Origin of the sequence: Enterovibrio calviensis DSM 14347 (assembly GCF_000621165.1) — a bacterium.
In the GTDB taxonomy this organism is placed as follows: Bacteria; Pseudomonadota; Gammaproteobacteria; order Enterobacterales; family Vibrionaceae; genus Enterovibrio; species Enterovibrio calviensis.
Genome location: NZ_JHZA01000010.1, coordinates 48,791 through 65,220, shown reverse-complemented (window position 1 = coordinate 65,220; position 16,430 = coordinate 48,791). Strand labels below are relative to the sequence as shown.

Sequence of the window (16,430 nt, the reverse complement as noted above, 5' to 3'; positions counted from 1 at the left end):
CAATGAAACACATCGCCATTATTGGTGAATGTATGATTGAACTGAACGGAAAACCGTTCGGTTCAATGCATCAAACCTTCGGCGGCGACACGCTTAATGCGGCTGTGTATTTACGCCGAGGTAGCGAAGCCAATGCAAACCCAGATGACATCAAAGTCTCTTATGTCACGGCGTTAGGCACAGATCCCATCAGCCAAGGCATGCTGACACGCTGGCAACAAGAGGGTATCTCTACTGAATTGGTGCTTCAAGACAACACGCGTACGCCCGGCCTTTACCTTATCCAGCTGGACGACCAAGGTGAGCGCACGTTCTTGTACTGGCGTAACCAGTCTGCAGCGCGTTACTTACTTCAACACCCATCGTTTGACGCGATAAAGCGCGCGCTGGTCGACGTTGATATGGTGTTTTTAAGTGGCATTACGCTGGCAATTTTACCTAGCGAAGATCGCGTTGCATTGCTGAATTTGTTGGGCGAACTCAAAGCCCAAGGTGTCGAGATTGCTTTCGATAGCAACTTCCGCCCTGCGTTATGGCCACAAGACGACAACCATACCGTCAAAGACAACTATCAATCGATGTACGCATTAACCGATGTTGCATTAGTGACGTTTGATGATGAACAGCTCCTTTGGGGAGATGTATCGCCAGAACAGACCATCGAACGTCTTACCGCGCTTGGCGTCAGCAAATGTATCGTCAAATTGGGTGCAGAGGGCTGCCTCATTCAAGATTCCGGTGCGGCTTCGGCTCCACGAGCCGTACCAACTCATCCCGTCGCAGAAGTTGTTGATACAACTTCTGCAGGCGACTCATTTAATGGTGGGTTTCTTTCTGCCTACCTAGCAGATACCGACCTTATTTCGGCGTGCCAGCGCGGCAACGCCATGGCGGGTGTCGTCATTCAACATCGTGGCGCCATCATCGCGAAAGAACTCACTCAATTAGCTATCAAGCCCATTTAAGGATTACCAATGCCTAGCATTAAAGAACAACTGAAAGCCCTGAAAGTTATCCCTGTTATCGCTATCGACAACGCTGAAGACATTATTCCTTTGGGCAAAGTGTTAGCAGAAAATGGCTTACCTGCTGCCGAAATCACCTTCCGTTCAGACGCCGCTGTCGAAGCCATTCGTCTGCTTCGCGCTTCACAACCAGACATGCTGATTGGCGCGGGTACTGTGTTGAACCGTGAACAAGCCATCGCGGCAAAAGAAGCGGGAGCCACCTTCATTGTGTCCCCTGGCTTTAACCCAAACACCGTTAAAGCTTGCCAAGAAATCGGCATCGATATCCTCCCTGGCGTGAACAACCCAAGCACCGTGGAAGCGGCATTAGAAATGGGCCTCACTTTACTTAAGTTCTTCCCTGCGGAAGCCTCAGGCGGTATCAACATGGTGAAATCGCTGCTTGCGCCTTACACCAACGTAGAACTGATGCCTACCGGCGGCATTAACCCAGCCAACGTGAATGACTACCTCGCTATTCCTCGCGTCGTAGCCTGCGGCGGTACGTGGATGGTTGATAAAAAGCTGATTGAAGAAGGCAACTGGGATGAGCTGGCTCGCCTAACCCGCGAAGCAGCGGCATTGGTGAACTGAACCTATTCGGCGCATTAAACGGCCCTAGATATCAGGGCCGTTTTTTTGCGGAAAAATGGAGAAACAACATGGAAATGTGGTTCACGCAGTTGGTTGGTGGCGTCGCCTGTCTGGTGGGTATCTCTGCATTTTGGCAAAAAGACGACTTACGCTTTCGCTATCAGATGATGGCATTTTGCCTCGTCATGAGCGTTCACTTTGCGCTCATGGGCGCAGTGGTCGCGGCAACGGGTGTCGCCATTAACGGAGTACGCAGCTTTGCTTCTGCCAAAACCCGCTCTCGCATCGTCATGTGGTTTTTCATTGCTTTAATGTGGGCGATGACCGTCAGCAACATTTCCCACTTTTTTGAATTGATGGCAGTGGTTGGGTCAACCGTGGCGACGTGGGCGCTGTTCACCTTGAATGGCATCGTTTTGCGCTCACTCATCTTGTTCAACTCTTCATGTTGGCTAGCGCACAACCTGTGGCTAGGTTCCATTGGTGGAACCATTGTCGAATCCGCCTTTATCATCACCAATATCTTGACGATTTATCGGTTGTATTCGTCGCAACAAAACACTCAAAGCCCCAGCCAAGTTTCCTAATCACGCGTCATCACTTTCCCTTAATCATCAGGCTGCGCTGAATCGCCGTCTGTTTAGGAGCAACAAATGGAACAAATCAAACCATTGAGTTGGAATGACCAATCAATCCCTCACAAGTTTTGGGTAGAGCAACAGGAAGATGGTTGCAAAATCTGTTTGGAAGTCATTAAAGACGTCGAACCAGAATTGCTTTCTTTGATTGTACCCGATGTGGACATGGAGGCCGTAATCGCCGCGTGGCAAGGACAAGCAACCAATATTACGCCTGCTTTTGATGACGGCATTCTATTCACGCAAACCCGTGCGCTACTTAACTTGCCTCAGGGCTGCTTGCTTTGGGCTGTTACCCACATAAAACGCGTAGATGACTTAAAAATGTCGGCAGATAAGCTCTTTTTTGTGCCCTTGCGAACCATGGGTCAGTAAGGAAATGAAATAGCTTTAAGATCGCTAGAATGCAAAAAGGCCGCTGCATCTTTCGTAAGAGCAGCGGCCTTTTCTAATTTGGCGGAGAAATAGGGATTTGAACCCTAGGAGGGCTATAAACCCTCGCCGGTTTTCAAGACCGGTGCTTTAAACCACTCAGCCATCTCTCCGTTGTTGCGGCGCATATTAATGGCCTAAGGGAACACTGTAAAGCCCTTTTCTTGAATGCGGCGTTCAAGTGCGCCTTTTTTAAACAAAACCGTTCTTTTTCCACCACTTTGGCGTGATTTCATACTTCTGGCGAATCAAATACGACGTTGCTCGACTCATTAGCCGTTTAGCTTATTGACCCCTTTCTCAACTATGTGACTACACTGATAAAAAAGCCTTGCGCCATTGATAGGTTAATCAATTCCGTTTCCTGTAAGACCCTGATCTTAACAGTCTCGAATTGAATCGCTGTTTTTGAAGCCGCTATCTGGCTTCAAACGCGCGTCAGGCTATAACGCTAACGAAATTAGATACGAGAGAAATGTCATGAAAACATCCGATCTGTTTGTCAAAGCGCTTGAAAATGAAGGTGTCGAGTATATCTACGGTATTCCCGGTGAAGAGAATCTTGATTTTCTTAACTCACTGAAAGATTCAAACATCAAACTCGTCCTCACTCGACATGAGCAAGGCGCTGGGTTTATGGCGGCAACCTATGGGCGCTTAACCGGCAAACCGGGTGTTTGTTTATCCACGCTTGGGCCTGGTGCGACAAACTTTGTGACATGTGCGGCCTATGCACAACTTGGCGCGATGCCAATGGTGATGCTCGGCGGGCAAAAGCCAATCAGAAAAAGTAAACAAGGCCGTTTTCAAATCGTCGATGTTGTGAATCTTATGAAGCCTATCACCAAGTATTCCGAACAGGTTGTTGATGGCAATAACGTGCCTGCCATGGTGCGAGAAGCATTCCGTCTGTGTGCAGAAGAACGCCCGGGCGCTGGATATTTAGAATTACCGGAAGACATTGCCGATGAGAAATCTGGCGCGTCTGTCTTTGATGTGGTGCATCACCGTCGCCCTGATGCCAATGAACTCTGCCTTGATCAAGCCGCAGAGATGATCAAAGAAGCCAAAATGCCGTTATTGCTGATTGGTGCAGGGGCAAACCGTAAACGCGCAAGCCAAGCATTACAGAAGTTTATTGATGATACCGGAATTTATTTCTTCAATACCCAAATGGGTAAAGGAGTCATCGATGAGCGCCATGAACGCTTCATTGGCACTGCTGCCCTTTCCAGCCATGACTTCCTTCACTGCGCTATTGAAAAAGCCGACCTCATCATTAACGTCGGTCACGACGTCATCGAGAAGCCGCCATTCTTTATGGAAAAAGGCGGCACCAAAGTCATTCATGTGAACTTCTTCGCTGCTCGTACTGATGAAGTTTACTTCCCGCAGCTCAATGTGGTTGGGGACATTTCTTCTTCGGTGAATCGATTAACTGAAAAAGTCGGCAAAATAGAACAGGACATGAGTTACTTTGGTCGCGTTAAAGAAAACGTCGACGAACGTACAACCAAGTATTTTGAAGATCGCCGTTTCCCAATGCTGCCGCAGCGCCTCGTTAAAATCCTACGTGACCAATTGGATGATGAAGACATTGTCACTCTGGATAACGGTGTTTATAAAATTTGGTTCGCTCGTAACTACCAATGCCACTCAAACAACACGTTATTGCTCGATAACGCGCTCGCCACTATGGGTGCGGGTTTGCCTTCCGCCATGGTCGCGAAACAACTCTACCCTGACAAAAAGGTCGTTTCCGTGAACGGTGATGGCGGTTTCATGATGAACTCGCAAGAAATCGAAACAGCCGTTCGTATGGGTCTCGACATGGTGGTAATCATCCTGAATGACAGCGCTTACGGCATGATCAAGTGGAAACAAGAAGGCATGGAGTTTGACAATTATGGGCTCGATTTTGGTAACCCAGACTTTGTGAAATACGCCAATAGCTTTGGCGCGATTGGGCATCGTCCTGATAGCCATGACGAGTTTCAGTCAATCCTTAAGCACGCGTTAGACAGTAAAGGCGTGCATGTCATTGACCTGCCTGTCGACTATTCACTTAATCACTCAATACTGAATGTGTTGATCAAAGAAAGTCGCTCAATCAAGTAAGAACGGAGAAATACTGACATGGCTGAACTTAATGTTTATCGCCCCTTTGATGGGGGGTTAATCCGTTCCATTCCGATGCAAACCGAGAGCGATGTTGAAACCGCGATTGCGCGCGCGCACGCGTTATTTGAAGATCGAACCGCATGGCTCGCGCCACACGAACGCATAGCCATTCTTGAACGCGTGGTGGAAATCATGTCGTCGCAGGTTGAATCCCTCACTCGCTTAGCAGCCGAAGAAGGCGGAAAGCCGTATGGAGATTCAAAAGTGGAAGTGCTTCGCGCCATCAATGGTGTGAAACTGGCAGTGGAACATATTCCGCAAATCAAAGGTGAACAAATCCCGATGGGCCAAACGGCGGCATCGGTCAATCGACTCGCGTTTACGATTCGTGAGCCGATTGGTGTTGTGTCTTCGATTAGCGCGTTCAATCACCCACTCAACCTGATTGTTCACCAAGTTATTCCTGCCCTTGCGGTGGGTTGTCCAGTTATCGTTAAACCCGCACTGACCACCCCGCTTTCTTGCTTGCGTCTAGTAGAAATACTGCACGAAGCGGGCTTACCGAAAGACTGGTGTCAGGCCATCGTGTGTGAAAATGAAGCGGCAACGAAGCTAGTTTCAGACTCGCGCATTAACTTCCTCTCTTTCATTGGTTCTTCAAAAGTCGGTTGGTCACTTCGCTCACAACTCGCCCCCGGCACGCGATGTGCGCTGGAACATGGTGGCGCAGCCCCGGTGATTGTTGATAGCAGTGCCAACATTGAAGAAGTCGTGCCAAGCCTTGCCAAAGGCGGGTTTTATCATGCGGGACAAGTCTGTGTATCGGTTCAGCGCGTTTATGCGCATCAATCTTTTTGTCGGGAGCTGGCGATAAGAATTGCCGCTGCGGGCGAACAGATGATCGTCGGTGACCCGCTCAATCCAAACACAGAAATTGGCCCTCTTATTCTCCCTAGAGAAGTTGACCGTGTTGATGATTGGGTGAACGAAGCCATTGAAGCGGGTGCAGAGCTGCTAAGCGGCGGTAAGCGAATTTCAGATACGTGCTACGCCCCAACTGTTTTGCTAAACCCGCCTGAGAACGTGCGCGTATCGCAAATGGAGATCTTTGGCCCCGTCATTTGTGTCTACTCCTACGGCGACAAGCAAGATGCGGTTAAGCGGGCAAATTCGTTGCCATTCGCATTCCAAGCGGCGGTGTTTACCAATGACTTAGAAGATGCGCTAAATCTCACCCAACAGTTGAACGCCACAGCTGTCATGGTCAATGACCACACCGCATTTCGCGTAGATTGGATGCCTTTCGGCGGCAGAGATTCGTCTGGCGTTGGTCTCGGCGGCATTCAATACTCAATGCACGAAATGACTCGCGACAAGATGCTGGTATTCAAAAGCCCAAGCCTTTGATGCTTGATCTATCTTTATGAATCAAAAGAAAATAAAAAGCCTCAGCATTTCGACTGGGGCTTTTTTGACATTGCCCCAGTGATATTGGCTCAGTGACATTGGCTCGGTGCTATTGGCTCAGAGACATTAGCACAGCGAATGGGGTGAGGAGATAGCAGCGGAATGGCGTTGTTTCATCTCTTACGAGAAAGCAGCGCTAAGTTGCTAAGCGAACCCAGCGATGCTCTGCAGAACCGCTCATCATGACGAAATCATCTATCGACATTTTCTTGCGCGATTAACGTGGATAAAAAATGACCACTCATATAGAATCCTCGCTCCTTGGGTAATATGACTTACCTACACTTTCAGACAGTGCATCAGGAGACCGTTTCTGTCTGCGTTTACACAAGCACAGGCAATACTTCATGCACATTCTCAAACTTAGCGGCACGCTCGCAGTTGCTACGCTTTGCATCCAACTCGTCAACATGATGAGTGTCCGCTACCTTGATACTTCCAACCTATTGATATCGGCAGCGAAGATTTGTCTTGTCGCCATTCCGTTCATGTATATCGGCAGTGTCGGTTTCTCTGTTTATTACGGCAGCGGCGCACAAAAACTTCCCTACGTTTCTCTCGTACTCATGGCGGCGGGATTCTCTACCTTATTCGGTATTGTACTGACCTTATTTTTCCAAAAGGTCATACCCACTCCCCAACAGCTACTCGGCTGTGTACTCCTACTGGCAGGAATTGGTGTCACTGTGCTTGGGAAAAGTGCGTGATTTTCACAAAAGCAAAAGCACATCAAAGTCGTAGTGCTTTTTGGGGAAATTCAGTGTTCGGTAGTGTGTAAGAACCTGTTTCGGATAAATTGAATTTTTGAGAGGTCTATCCGATACAAGGAAAGACCCAGAGTCAAATATTAACCTATCTTTAGATGGTTTTCTTAGCCAACCATTGGGGATTGAAATACAGAAACATCGCCAATAACAATAAGATAAAGTGTGGGAACGCAACGCCAAAGTTGACGAAATTGTCCACAAAACTGCCTTTGCTTTTCGTTTCTGTCCAAGAGCGATCAATCTTAAAAATTTCGCAAGAAGTCGGCATATTCAACTCTCTTTCAGAAATACGGTATGGAGAATCCACACAATACTCAATTGCCTTCATCCTTGGATAGTAACTAACTTGATATTCCTTAAACTTTGCATCCATTAAATAAAAGCACAATGAACTAACTATACACATCAATAATATAGATTTATTTCCCTGCTGGAAAGCATAGCCAATAATCGTAATTCCAACAGTAATAGACCAACCTTTAATCATCATTAAATAACCATCATATTGACCTATTATATCTATTAGCGTGAAGTACTCTGCAGTAAGATTTTCCATGAAACTCCCGTACCAAAAAATGAAACACGCACACCACATCCATTAATAAGAATGATATCGCAAAGCAAGATCCAATAAAGCAATTAGCTACCTTGACCATTTAAAGGCTACAAGACGCTCTAAAAAGACAGTGTCTCACCATTCAGAAAAACAGTCTCATCCTAAGAGCCACTTGTGCTCAACCCTCTATCTATAGAGCCAAAATGAAGGTAATTGGAAGACAATCAATTCGGCTTCAATGTGAATAATTCATGCTACATGATTGGTAGACAACAGTGAGGTCGCGATAAGAGACCTACTATTTGCGTTTGCCGCAAGCAAGTGCTTAATGGGAAAGTAGACGACTCGGTTGCTCGATAGCATTGGCTGCTAGCGCAGCCAAGAGCGTTTTATTGCCTATTGACCGGAGAAGGGCTCATATCGATTGGGTTCATTTCGTCAGTGCTCGAATATCTAGGTCAAACTCTTTTTCTATGAACTCTATGGTTTCAGGCTGACCATCCAGCGAAGCTCGAACATGTGTCGTCGTATATAAACCAGATTTTTTTACCCATTTAGCATCTTCTCGACCCACAGAAGACAACCATTCAACAAGACAGACATATTCACAAAGATCATCTGAGTCTATATTGTCGCTCATGTTTTGACTGGATAATTCATACGATAGAAGAGGTTTACCCTGAATTGAAACTTCCCTAATTGGCCTTGCTACTTCTGAGATACGTCCTACACCGACGAAACCATGGGACTTAAGATAAGCCGAAAAAATGTCGCCTTTTTGAAAACCTTTTAGTGAATCTTTCCAGCGTACACCTTGTCCTGCTGAAATAAAGCCAAATCTTCTAAAGTCTTCCCAAGTTCTATGTTCTCCTTCCCCAACATTGTAATAAAAAATCCCATTCTTGTAATCAAAGCCGGACAGCTCCATGTGCATAGTATTATGAGGTCGAAATTTATCACTGAAATGCCCCGAGGCAACATTAGTAGTTAGATTCCCAAGTTTCCATAGAAGTGTTTTTTCTACAAGTAAGGCTTCTGATTCAGTCAAACCCTTCGCAATTACTCTGATTATTGGCTTTAAACCAGTGTTTTTTATCTCGTTAATTCTCTTAACTTTTTTCGAATCATTTTTATCAAAAAGGTGTTCATGTTTGCGCGAACCTTTTCCTTTGCCAAAATAGAACTCTTCATAATTTCTTGGGTCTACGTAAACATATACGTAGTAATTACCTGACATAACAAAGTCCTTTTTAAGTTACTTAACACTTATATAGCAAAAAAACACAACTCCTCCTCGTGCTGGTTCCCACGACAAGGGCATCATCTACAAATCAGTTATAGAGTTAAACCACTAATTACATTAGCAAATATACCAGTAATACGTATAGGCTTAGAAGCGTGTATTGACACGCATTATTGGGAAATCGAGAGAAGGAACAACAGGGACAGATACTTCAAGAGGCACGTAAATGACGTGTTAAACGGGAGTATTTTTAATCATCGTGTGCATCAAGAAAAATAAAAGGCGCTAAGAATAGGTTCTTAGCGCCTTTATACCGCATACAAGCAGCGGATTGCTGCTTAGTGGCTACTTACAACAATCGACTGCGCTTGGGTAGATCTACAGTTTGAACTGAGATGTCATTACATGTAGCTGATTGGCCAACGATGACAGATCTTCACACGCTTGCGTAGTTTGAACTGCACCTTCGGTAACCTCACTTGCAGCTTGCGTAATGCGCAGAACATTGCCACCAAGCTCTTCAGAAACAGCAGTTTGCTGCTCTGTTGCACTTGCAATTTGGCTGCTCATGTCAAAGATTTCGCTAACGGATAGGTTCATTTCGCGGATGACATCGCCGCTGCGGTTTACCGCTTCGACGCCTTTAGACATCTTCGCTACGCTTTCTGTCATTGTCATTTCAGCGGCAACAGCTTGTTCTTGCAGACGCTTAATGATATTCCCGATCTCTCCGGTAGAGTCTTGCGTACGAGTAGCTAGCGAGCGAACTTCATCAGCAACCACGGCGAATCCACGGCCTTGCTCACCTGCACGTGCAGCTTCAATCGCGGCGTTTAATGCGAGCAAGTTGGTTTGGTCTGCAATTGCGTTGATCACATCAACGATTGAACCAATGCGTTGGCTTTCGTCAACCAACTGGCGGATGCTGTCAGTTGTAATGGTCATTTCTTGTTCAACAGAGCGGATAGCAACGACAGTTTCATCGATAGCTTCGCCACCAACTTGCGCGTTATTCGCTGCACTGCTGGTTGCGTGAGCGGATGATTCCGCATTTTGAGCAATATCAGCTGATGTCGTGCGCATTTCTTCCATGGCTGCAGAAAGCGAATCCAGTTGCTCTTGTTGCGAGCGCATGTTTGCAGAAGATTGCACCGAGATAGCACTTACTTCTTCAGAGGATGAACTCAACTGCGCGCTAGACTCAATGATTTTGCCTAGTACGTCTTTGATGTTTAATCGCATGCTATCAATCGAGCGCGACAGCTCACCAAACTCATTTTGTCCATCGTCAACAAAACTCAGGCTGAGATCGCGATTACCAATGGCTTGAGCTGCAAGCAATGGGAATTGCAATTGCGCACTCATGCTTCGAACGACGATTAATGCAATCACCAGTGCAAGGACCAAAGAAGCGATCAACAGCGTGATAAGTAGATTGTTTTTTTCTTTCGAATCAAGAAGACGCTCATCAGCAAAGTGGAATCCTTGCTCGCCCAATCGGTTTTGCAACTCAGTTAGGGCTTTGTTCAGTTGGGCGCCAATCTCGATAGAGGAGCGGTGGGCGTTGTGATAAGCATTGATATCCTTATCAAGCATTTCCATCGCTTTTTGGTAGCGCTTTGCAGCTTCATACGCCTTAGCGGTAGCACTATCAGAGGGATTTTTTGCAAGAATAGTAACGGCAGCATCAATATTGTTAATCGCATTTTCGAGGTAGTTAATGCGCATGCCTGCTACAAAACCGTTGTAGTACAACGAAGCTGCTTGTAAATGGTTTACGGCGGTTAGTGCTTCCCTCTCCCATTGGCTGTCATAGACACCGTTTGAGATATGCAGTGCGTATTCGCGGTAAACATTGCCTGAGCCTACAACACCATACTTCACTGCTTTATCAACGGTCCGAAAATAATCAAACATGATTTTTGATTGAGCAATATACAGCGGTACAGTTTGTTTCAATAGCTGTCCAGATTCGCTTTGTGGTTTGTAGTCATTTGACTCTTCGCGTAGCACTTCCATCATACGCTCAGCGCTTGCAACGCGATCAAGATCGCGAGGATTTGACCATGTCATTATCAATGCGACGCGTGCCTGCCACAAATGGATACCGAAATCGGTAGCAATTTGTAAATGATCAACGCGGGTGACGCGTTGGCTTTGATAGGTTGCTTCATCATTTTTTTGATCGCTATACAGCCACCAAGAAAGACAAGCGATTACCAAGCCCATTAATAAGCTAGGTATTAGGACGGACGTGCGAAAGCCGATATCTTTTAATCGAAAGGTAAGCACTTTCATTAACCTCAAATAGGGTGTTTAAAATTTAGCCACCGTCCGTGGTGTTGTGGAATTGTTGCGTTCATGCAGCCAACTCACTCAAAAAGCCGCTATTTTTAACCCAAAAATGTGATTTAGCCAACATAAATATGGGGTTTTGAACAAATATAAAGAGACATGCGGCTGGGTGCTGAGATAGTGCATAATCAAGACGGTTTTATCTTCTTAATTTTCAATGAGGTAAGTTGATTTTTAACTGTGGGGTATGCGCTATGGATTGTACGTGATTAGTATTCTACGAAGCGGTTAATAAGGGGCGCTGGTTATTAATTGAACGCAATTAGTTTATTTATTGCCAGGATATGGTGTGTTGACTGATTATTTATTGCGCCTTTTCTCTGCGCTCTAAACCGACAGCTTCTATGCATTTTGCAGACGCCAATAATTGGGAAAATGCAGCATTGATGCTACTCCCTACTATCACTGTGTTTCTCGCTGTGTTCGTCGTTCATTTCTGTGTGGTTACGATGAACGAGCGCAGCAATCTTATGAACACCGAAGAGGATGAAAACACCGAGCCATGCCTATTTCCTTTTGCGGGAAATCCTCGACAAGAGATGCCCGACGGTATTCCTTTTCGTTTGATGGATTACCTAGAGCTTGTTGATTGAACTGGGCGTCAAACCCGAGAAGATAAACGCGGTCATATTGATAGTCAGGTGCCTGAGATACTCAATCGTTTAGGGTGTGATTCAGCTGAATGGCTCGACACTTACCAGCATGCAGAAAAAGGAGCCATGATTGGCACAGAGTCATCCATTAAGGTCGCCTTGCCGTTGCTCGGGCGAAAGCGACTCAGTGGATTTCGAATACCTGCTAGCTAGCGCCACGATAATTACCTTCAATTGTCTAATCCCCACCGTACAGGTGGCTTTCGCATATCTGATCTTTACTAATCCTCTGTAAATTGACCAAATTTCTATTCCAATGGTGAAAAATCCAGACGATGTTGCCTTAATGCCATGAATCAAAGAGCGCTCTTTGAGGTTGTTTGAGTTTTTTCCAAGTATGTGTGTCCCATTTTTACCATTTTTAATTCTTGTACTTTTTTTCATTCTAAATCAACTGTTTTCCCACCTATGATATAGCCCAATAAAAGAACTAAGAACTTGATTGCTATTCATTTCTCTTTGCTTATATTCAACAAAACCTCTAAAACAATGATAATAAACTTTTATAAGATCGAAAAAGTAATCCTTTAATATTTCCTCATTGACAACCTCATAAGTAACAAGGTGCGAAACTCTCTCAAAGTAATTGAATATGCAAACTAGAGATTCATGATGCTCTCTATTCTCTTTTAAAAATTCAGCAATCTGATTTCCATCCATATCCCGAACCCTATTTCGTATTTCGTATCCTTTAGTAATAATCTTCGACATTTCAGGGTTTTGCCATTCAGAAATCACCTCGGAAGAGTGCTTTTTCTTTTCAATCTCCAATATCTCCAAGTGATGTTTAGCACCTTGCTCCATAGCTAATTCGTTATAAGCCAGCACATTATGAAGATTCATTGCAGTATAAACTAGCGTTGCAAGTGCTACATTAGAGCCAATTATACCTAAAGCTATCGTTACTTCATTTGAACTCGAGAATAAATAGTACATTAGCACTGAAACTATCGAAGAAGCCACTGATAATATTAGAACCCAGTACTTCACTTCAAAATCAAAATTGATTTTGTCCATGAAACAAACCCCTAGTAAGATGCAACCAGAAAGATTAAATTATATACCACACAATAAAAAACCAATCAACTAAATGTAAATTCATCCCGCAATTGGTAAATTAAAATTAAATTTTCTCACAAATAAAAATCATGGCAAAAACTCGAGACCTTTTAATTGATTTAAGCACATGAAATCACATATTCTTTCGTGTTTAAAGAGAGGTTAAAATCAACGATTTCGGTATTATCACCGACTCGAAAAATACCGAATGTATAACAAACACAAGGGACACACACTCTAAGAAAATCATAACCCAGTCAGTTTCAATGGGTTTGTATATCTAGGCCTAAAAGCGTTCAGTGGAGATGAATGCTTGGTTGTTGAGCGATATGCTTTTTCGTAAAGTGCCTGTCTAGACATTCTTCCTGTCTAGGTATTCTTGCGAATCTCCGCAAGAAAAGTATATAAAAATGGACATAACTGGGCTTTTTATAACAAATGCCTAGTCATATATTCTCCTCATCATTCTCTCTTTTTTTCTTGCCTGTGTGATGGGAACATTTTTTCGCGAAAAATTGTGAAAACTCCCATCAAAATTGGAGGTGCGCGTTGCTCTTTGAGGCTATCTTAATAATGAGACGGCATGCAAAGAGAAGAAGATGAAAGGCCAACGAATTTCTAAGTCACAGTTACATAAAGGGTTATATGTCAAATTGCCTCTACGCTGGCACGAGCACCCTTTTTTAAGAAGTGCGTTTGAGGTGAGTACGGCGGAAGAAGTTGCGCTTATCAAGAAGTTGCCTCTCGATTACTTGTTGTACTTCCCTGAAAAGAGCAGTACGACGTTGAAAACAGTGGAAGAGGTGATCAAAGCGAAAGAAGAAACATTAGAAATTGAGCCAACCAAAGAGGAAGTCGTCCAACTCTCCGTGGATTTACATAAGCACAAACAAGAACAAATTAAAGAAATGGCAGCACTACGAAATCGCCAATCTGAGTGCGAACAGCAATACAAACAATCCATTCTTAAGCTCAGGTTAGGGATCAGTGAGATGGGACGAAATCCAGAGCGTGCTTGTACAGACATTAAAGGATTGTCTACGGAGCTCTCTTCGATTGCGAGTGCGGGTCCTCTCACCATGCATCTTATCGACAAGAAAATCGACAATGATGAACACTTCGTTCATACGCTAAACGTGGCCGTATTTGCTCTTATGATCGGAAAGATGCGTGGCTATTCAGAGCATGAAATGACAGAGCTCTTAATGGGGGCTTTTTTGCACGATATTGGGCTGATTGACATTAATCAACCTATGGGAGCAGATGGGAAAATGGCACTGGCGTCGGCAGCCAAATATCGCGAGCAGCACACCATCTTTGGTGTGAGAATGGTGGAAGATTTTGAGGTGCTTACACCCAATGTGCTAAATGTGATCCAGAATCACCATGAGTATTTTGACGGCAGTGGCTTTCCAAAAGGGCTGCAAGGCGATGCGGTGGACGATATGTCTCAAATCGTCTCGATTGCCAATATGTACGATGATATTTGCCAACCGCAAAAGTCAGGAAAAGCCTATCAACCTAGTTCAGCCATTGCTCTACTATACAAAAATATGAAATCGAAATTTCGGCCAGATTTGTTAGAGCTGTTCGTCAAAATGATTGGCATATATCCACCGGGGTCGATTGTGTTGCTCTCCGATCAAAATGCGGCAATGGTGCTTTCGAACAACCATGATGCTCTGCTAAAGCCCAACGTGGTTGTCTACGATGTTATGATCCCCCGCGACCAAGCACCGATTGTGGACTTAAGCCAAACTGATCTGTCTGTGAAGCAAGTGGTGAAGCAGAAATCGGTGCCCCAGCACATTTATGACTACCTTTGTCCGAGTTCCAAGTTTCATTACTTTTTTGACACCACAGTGTGACCCATTTTATGTCTGGTTTGTTATTTTAGTGTGCTAAATTAATAAGCATTCTTATACCAAATAGTTAGCATTTGAATTTTTTTACAATTTAAGTAACGCTTCGTTTTTTGCGAATGTGCCTTTTGGGTATTCCTCTGTCATATCACTTCCTCTGTTTTTGCAACTTGTAACGATGAACTCAATATACGCAGTGGTGGCAAACAACAGCAAACAACAGCAAACAACAGGGACACACACTCTAAGAAAATCATAACCCAATCAGTTTCAATGGGTTTGTGTATCTAGGCTCAATTACGTTCTGTGGAGATGAATGCTTGGTTGTTGAGCGATATGCTTTTCGCATTGCTCGATAATCGGCCATTTTGAATCACTATGACGAAAGCTCGCTCTTCCCTTATTAGCATTGATGCTACTCCCTACTATCACTGTGTTTCTCGCTGTGTTCGTCGTTCATTTCTATGTGGTTACGATGAACGAGCGCAGCAATCCTATGAACACCGAAGAGGATGGATTGAAAAGCGACTGTTAGCGCTTGCCAATGCATTTTGTATCGATGTTTGTGCCTACGCCATCATGAGTAACCACTATCACGTGGTGCTGCACATCAATACGAACAAGGCCAAAAAGCTCTCACAGACTGAAATCGTCGATCGTTGGCTCGCTTTTCATCAAGGCCCTGCATTAGTTCAGCGTCTGATAGCGGGAGATAAACTTTCAGATGCCGAAGCAGAACGATGCAGTGAAATCACTGAGGTGTGGAGAGAGCGCCTAACGTCAATCAGTTGGTTTATGCGTTTGCTCAACCAGCACATCTCATCAGAGGCAAACCGAGAAGATAAATGCACAGGACATTTCTGGGAAGGCCGCTTCAAAAGCCAAGCATTACTGGATGAATAAGCGTTGGCTGCTGCGATGGCGTATGTTGATTTGAATCCAGTACGAGCTGCGATAGCGGAAACACCAGAAACGTCTGAATATACATCCGTCAAAACGCGTATTGAGTCACTAAGGAAAGCAGAAAACACCGCGCCATGCCTATTTCCTTTTGCGGGCAATCCTCGACAAGAGATGCCAGACGGTATTCCTTTTCGTTTGATGGATTACCTAGAGCTTGTTGATTGGACTGGGCGTCAAACCCGTGAAGATAAACGAGGTCATATTGATAGTCAGGTGCCTGAGATACTCAATCGTTTAGGGTTTGATTCAACCGAATGGCTCGACACTTACCAGCATGCAGAAAAAGGATCCATGATTGGCACAGAATCATCCATTAAGGTCGCTTTTCCGTTGCTCGGGCGCAAGCGACTGAGTGGATTTCGAATACCTGCTAGCTAGCGCCACGATAATTACCTTCAATCGTCTAATCCCCACCATACAGGTGGCTTTCGCACATCTAATTTTTTCTAATCCTCTGTAAGTTGACCAAATTTCTACTCCAATGGTGAAAAATCCAGACGATGTTGCCTTAATGCCATGAATCAAAGACCGCTATTTGAGGTTGTTTGGATTTTTTCTAAGTATGTGTGTCCCATTTTTACCACCCGCTTTAGAAACAAACCGATAAAGCTTCAATCACGACCAAGCCAGATACATATCACTAGCTATGAAAATAGGTTTAGCTCGTCAAACCTCGAAGCAAAGTACATTCATTGAGAACATGGGATAACGCC

At 44.7% G+C, this 16,430-nt stretch carries 13 protein-coding genes, 1 tRNA gene and 2 pseudogenes; 10 read left to right on the top strand and 6 right to left on the bottom strand.

Features of this window, described 5'->3' with window-relative positions:
- Positions 1 to 2: 2 nt before the first annotated feature.
- The 4 genes from Q365_RS0110140 to Q365_RS0110125 all read left to right on the top strand — a co-directional run bounded on the left by Q365_RS0110140 (position 3) and on the right by Q365_RS0110125 (position 2,614).
- Entirely contained in the window at positions 3 to 965 is a 963-nt protein-coding gene (locus Q365_RS0110140) for a sugar kinase (protein ID WP_028023239.1), read from the top strand.
- 9 nt (positions 966 to 974) lie between these two features.
- On the top strand, positions 975 to 1,601 hold the full coding sequence (locus tag Q365_RS0110135) for a bifunctional 4-hydroxy-2-oxoglutarate aldolase/2-dehydro-3-deoxy-phosphogluconate aldolase (RefSeq protein ID WP_028023238.1): 627 nt from the start codon (positions 975 to 977) through the stop codon (positions 1,599 to 1,601).
- A gap of 68 nt (positions 1,602 to 1,669) precedes the next feature.
- Positions 1,670 to 2,188, top strand: a complete 519-nt coding sequence (locus tag Q365_RS0110130; protein ID WP_028023237.1) for a YgjV family protein — start codon at positions 1,670 to 1,672, stop codon at positions 2,186 to 2,188.
- Positions 2,189 to 2,254: 66 nt separating this feature from the next.
- A complete protein-coding gene (locus tag Q365_RS0110125; RefSeq protein ID WP_028023236.1) occupies positions 2,255 to 2,614 on the top strand; it encodes a hypothetical protein in 360 nt (119 codons plus the stop codon).
- Between the two features lie 79 nt (positions 2,615 to 2,693).
- Here the strand turns inward: Q365_RS0110125 and Q365_RS0110120 are convergent.
- A tRNA-Ser gene (locus tag Q365_RS0110120) sits at positions 2,694 to 2,784 on the bottom strand.
- 367 nt (positions 2,785 to 3,151) lie between these two features.
- Here Q365_RS0110120 and Q365_RS0110110 point away from each other — a divergent pair.
- From Q365_RS0110110 to Q365_RS0110100, 3 genes are all read left to right on the top strand, one after another.
- Positions 3,152 to 4,789, top strand: a complete 1,638-nt coding sequence (locus Q365_RS0110110) for an acetolactate synthase large subunit (protein WP_028023235.1) — start codon at positions 3,152 to 3,154, stop codon at positions 4,787 to 4,789.
- An 18-nt stretch (positions 4,790 to 4,807) separates the two neighbouring features.
- Complete coding sequence (locus Q365_RS0110105) at positions 4,808 to 6,199, top strand: aldehyde dehydrogenase family protein (RefSeq protein ID WP_028023234.1); 1,392 nt, start codon at positions 4,808 to 4,810, stop codon at positions 6,197 to 6,199.
- Between the two features lie 407 nt (positions 6,200 to 6,606).
- Positions 6,607 to 6,966 carry a hypothetical protein gene (locus tag Q365_RS0110100; RefSeq protein ID WP_028023233.1) on the top strand — a complete coding sequence of 120 codons (360 nt, stop codon included), beginning with the start codon at positions 6,607 to 6,609 and terminating at the stop codon, positions 6,964 to 6,966.
- A gap of 151 nt (positions 6,967 to 7,117) precedes the next feature.
- Here the strand turns inward: Q365_RS0110100 and Q365_RS0110095 are convergent, their stop codons facing one another.
- From Q365_RS0110095 to Q365_RS26125, 3 genes are all read right to left on the bottom strand, one after another.
- Positions 7,118 to 7,582 carry a hypothetical protein gene (locus Q365_RS0110095; protein WP_028023232.1) on the bottom strand — a complete coding sequence of 155 codons (465 nt, stop codon included), beginning with the start codon at positions 7,580 to 7,582 and terminating at the stop codon, positions 7,118 to 7,120.
- 430 nt (positions 7,583 to 8,012) lie between these two features.
- Entirely contained in the window at positions 8,013 to 8,819 is an 807-nt protein-coding gene (locus Q365_RS0110090; RefSeq protein WP_028023231.1) for a GIY-YIG nuclease family protein, read from the bottom strand.
- 384 nt (positions 8,820 to 9,203) lie between these two features.
- Positions 9,204 to 11,123, bottom strand: a complete 1,920-nt coding sequence (locus Q365_RS26125) for a methyl-accepting chemotaxis protein (RefSeq protein ID WP_051563780.1) — start codon at positions 11,121 to 11,123, stop codon at positions 9,204 to 9,206.
- Between the two features lie 560 nt (positions 11,124 to 11,683).
- Between Q365_RS26125 and Q365_RS27375 the strand changes: the two are divergent.
- Positions 11,684 to 11,986: pseudogene (locus tag Q365_RS27375) on the top strand (alpha-amylase family glycosyl hydrolase); the annotation flags it as partial.
- On the opposite strand, the gene Q365_RS26885 reads toward Q365_RS27375, so the two are convergent.
- Positions 11,915 to 12,217 carry a hypothetical protein gene (locus Q365_RS26885; protein ID WP_028023230.1) on the bottom strand — a complete coding sequence of 101 codons (303 nt, stop codon included), beginning with the start codon at positions 12,215 to 12,217 and terminating at the stop codon, positions 11,915 to 11,917. The pseudogene Q365_RS27375 and the gene Q365_RS26885 overlap by 72 nt on opposite strands.
- Before the next feature lie 6 nt (positions 12,218 to 12,223).
- Entirely contained in the window at positions 12,224 to 12,850 is a 627-nt protein-coding gene (locus tag Q365_RS0110070; RefSeq protein ID WP_028023229.1) for a DUF4760 domain-containing protein, read from the bottom strand.
- Positions 12,851 to 13,491: 641 nt separating this feature from the next.
- Here Q365_RS0110070 and Q365_RS0110065 point away from each other — a divergent pair.
- Together Q365_RS0110065 and Q365_RS25600 are read left to right on the top strand one after the other, a co-directional pair.
- A complete protein-coding gene (locus Q365_RS0110065; protein ID WP_028023228.1) occupies positions 13,492 to 14,760 on the top strand; it encodes an HD-GYP domain-containing protein in 1,269 nt (422 codons plus the stop codon).
- A 372-nt stretch (positions 14,761 to 15,132) separates the two neighbouring features.
- Positions 15,133 to 16,095: pseudogene (locus Q365_RS25600) on the top strand (alpha-amylase family glycosyl hydrolase).
- Positions 16,096 to 16,430: the final 335 nt, after the last annotated feature.

Bases quoted from the DNA above. Each gene is read 5' to 3' on its own strand.
- Q365_RS0110140 (WP_028023239.1), top strand. From the start codon at position 3: ATGAAACACATCGCCATTATTGGTGAATGTATGATTGAACTGAACGGA.
- Q365_RS0110135 (WP_028023238.1), top strand. From the start codon at position 975: ATGCCTAGCATTAAAGAACAACTGAAAGCCCTGAAAGTTATCCCTGTT.
- Q365_RS0110130 (WP_028023237.1), top strand. From the start codon at position 1,670: ATGGAAATGTGGTTCACGCAGTTGGTTGGTGGCGTCGCCTGTCTGGTG.
- Q365_RS0110125 (WP_028023236.1), top strand. From the start codon at position 2,255: ATGGAACAAATCAAACCATTGAGTTGGAATGACCAATCAATCCCTCAC.
- Q365_RS0110110 (WP_028023235.1), top strand. From the start codon at position 3,152: ATGAAAACATCCGATCTGTTTGTCAAAGCGCTTGAAAATGAAGGTGTC.
- Q365_RS0110105 (WP_028023234.1), top strand. From the start codon at position 4,808: ATGGCTGAACTTAATGTTTATCGCCCCTTTGATGGGGGGTTAATCCGT.
- Q365_RS0110100 (WP_028023233.1), top strand. From the start codon at position 6,607: ATGCACATTCTCAAACTTAGCGGCACGCTCGCAGTTGCTACGCTTTGC.
- Q365_RS0110095 (WP_028023232.1), bottom strand. From the start codon at position 7,582: ATGGAAAATCTTACTGCAGAGTACTTCACGCTAATAGATATAATAGGT.
- Q365_RS0110090 (WP_028023231.1), bottom strand. From the start codon at position 8,819: ATGTCAGGTAATTACTACGTATATGTTTACGTAGACCCAAGAAATTAT.
- Q365_RS26125 (WP_051563780.1), bottom strand. From the start codon at position 11,123: ATGAAAGTGCTTACCTTTCGATTAAAAGATATCGGCTTTCGCACGTCC.
- Q365_RS26885 (WP_028023230.1), bottom strand. From the start codon at position 12,217: ATGAAAAAAAGTACAAGAATTAAAAATGGTAAAAATGGGACACACATA.
- Q365_RS0110070 (WP_028023229.1), bottom strand. From the start codon at position 12,850: ATGGACAAAATCAATTTTGATTTTGAAGTGAAGTACTGGGTTCTAATA.
- Q365_RS0110065 (WP_028023228.1), top strand. From the start codon at position 13,492: ATGAAAGGCCAACGAATTTCTAAGTCACAGTTACATAAAGGGTTATAT.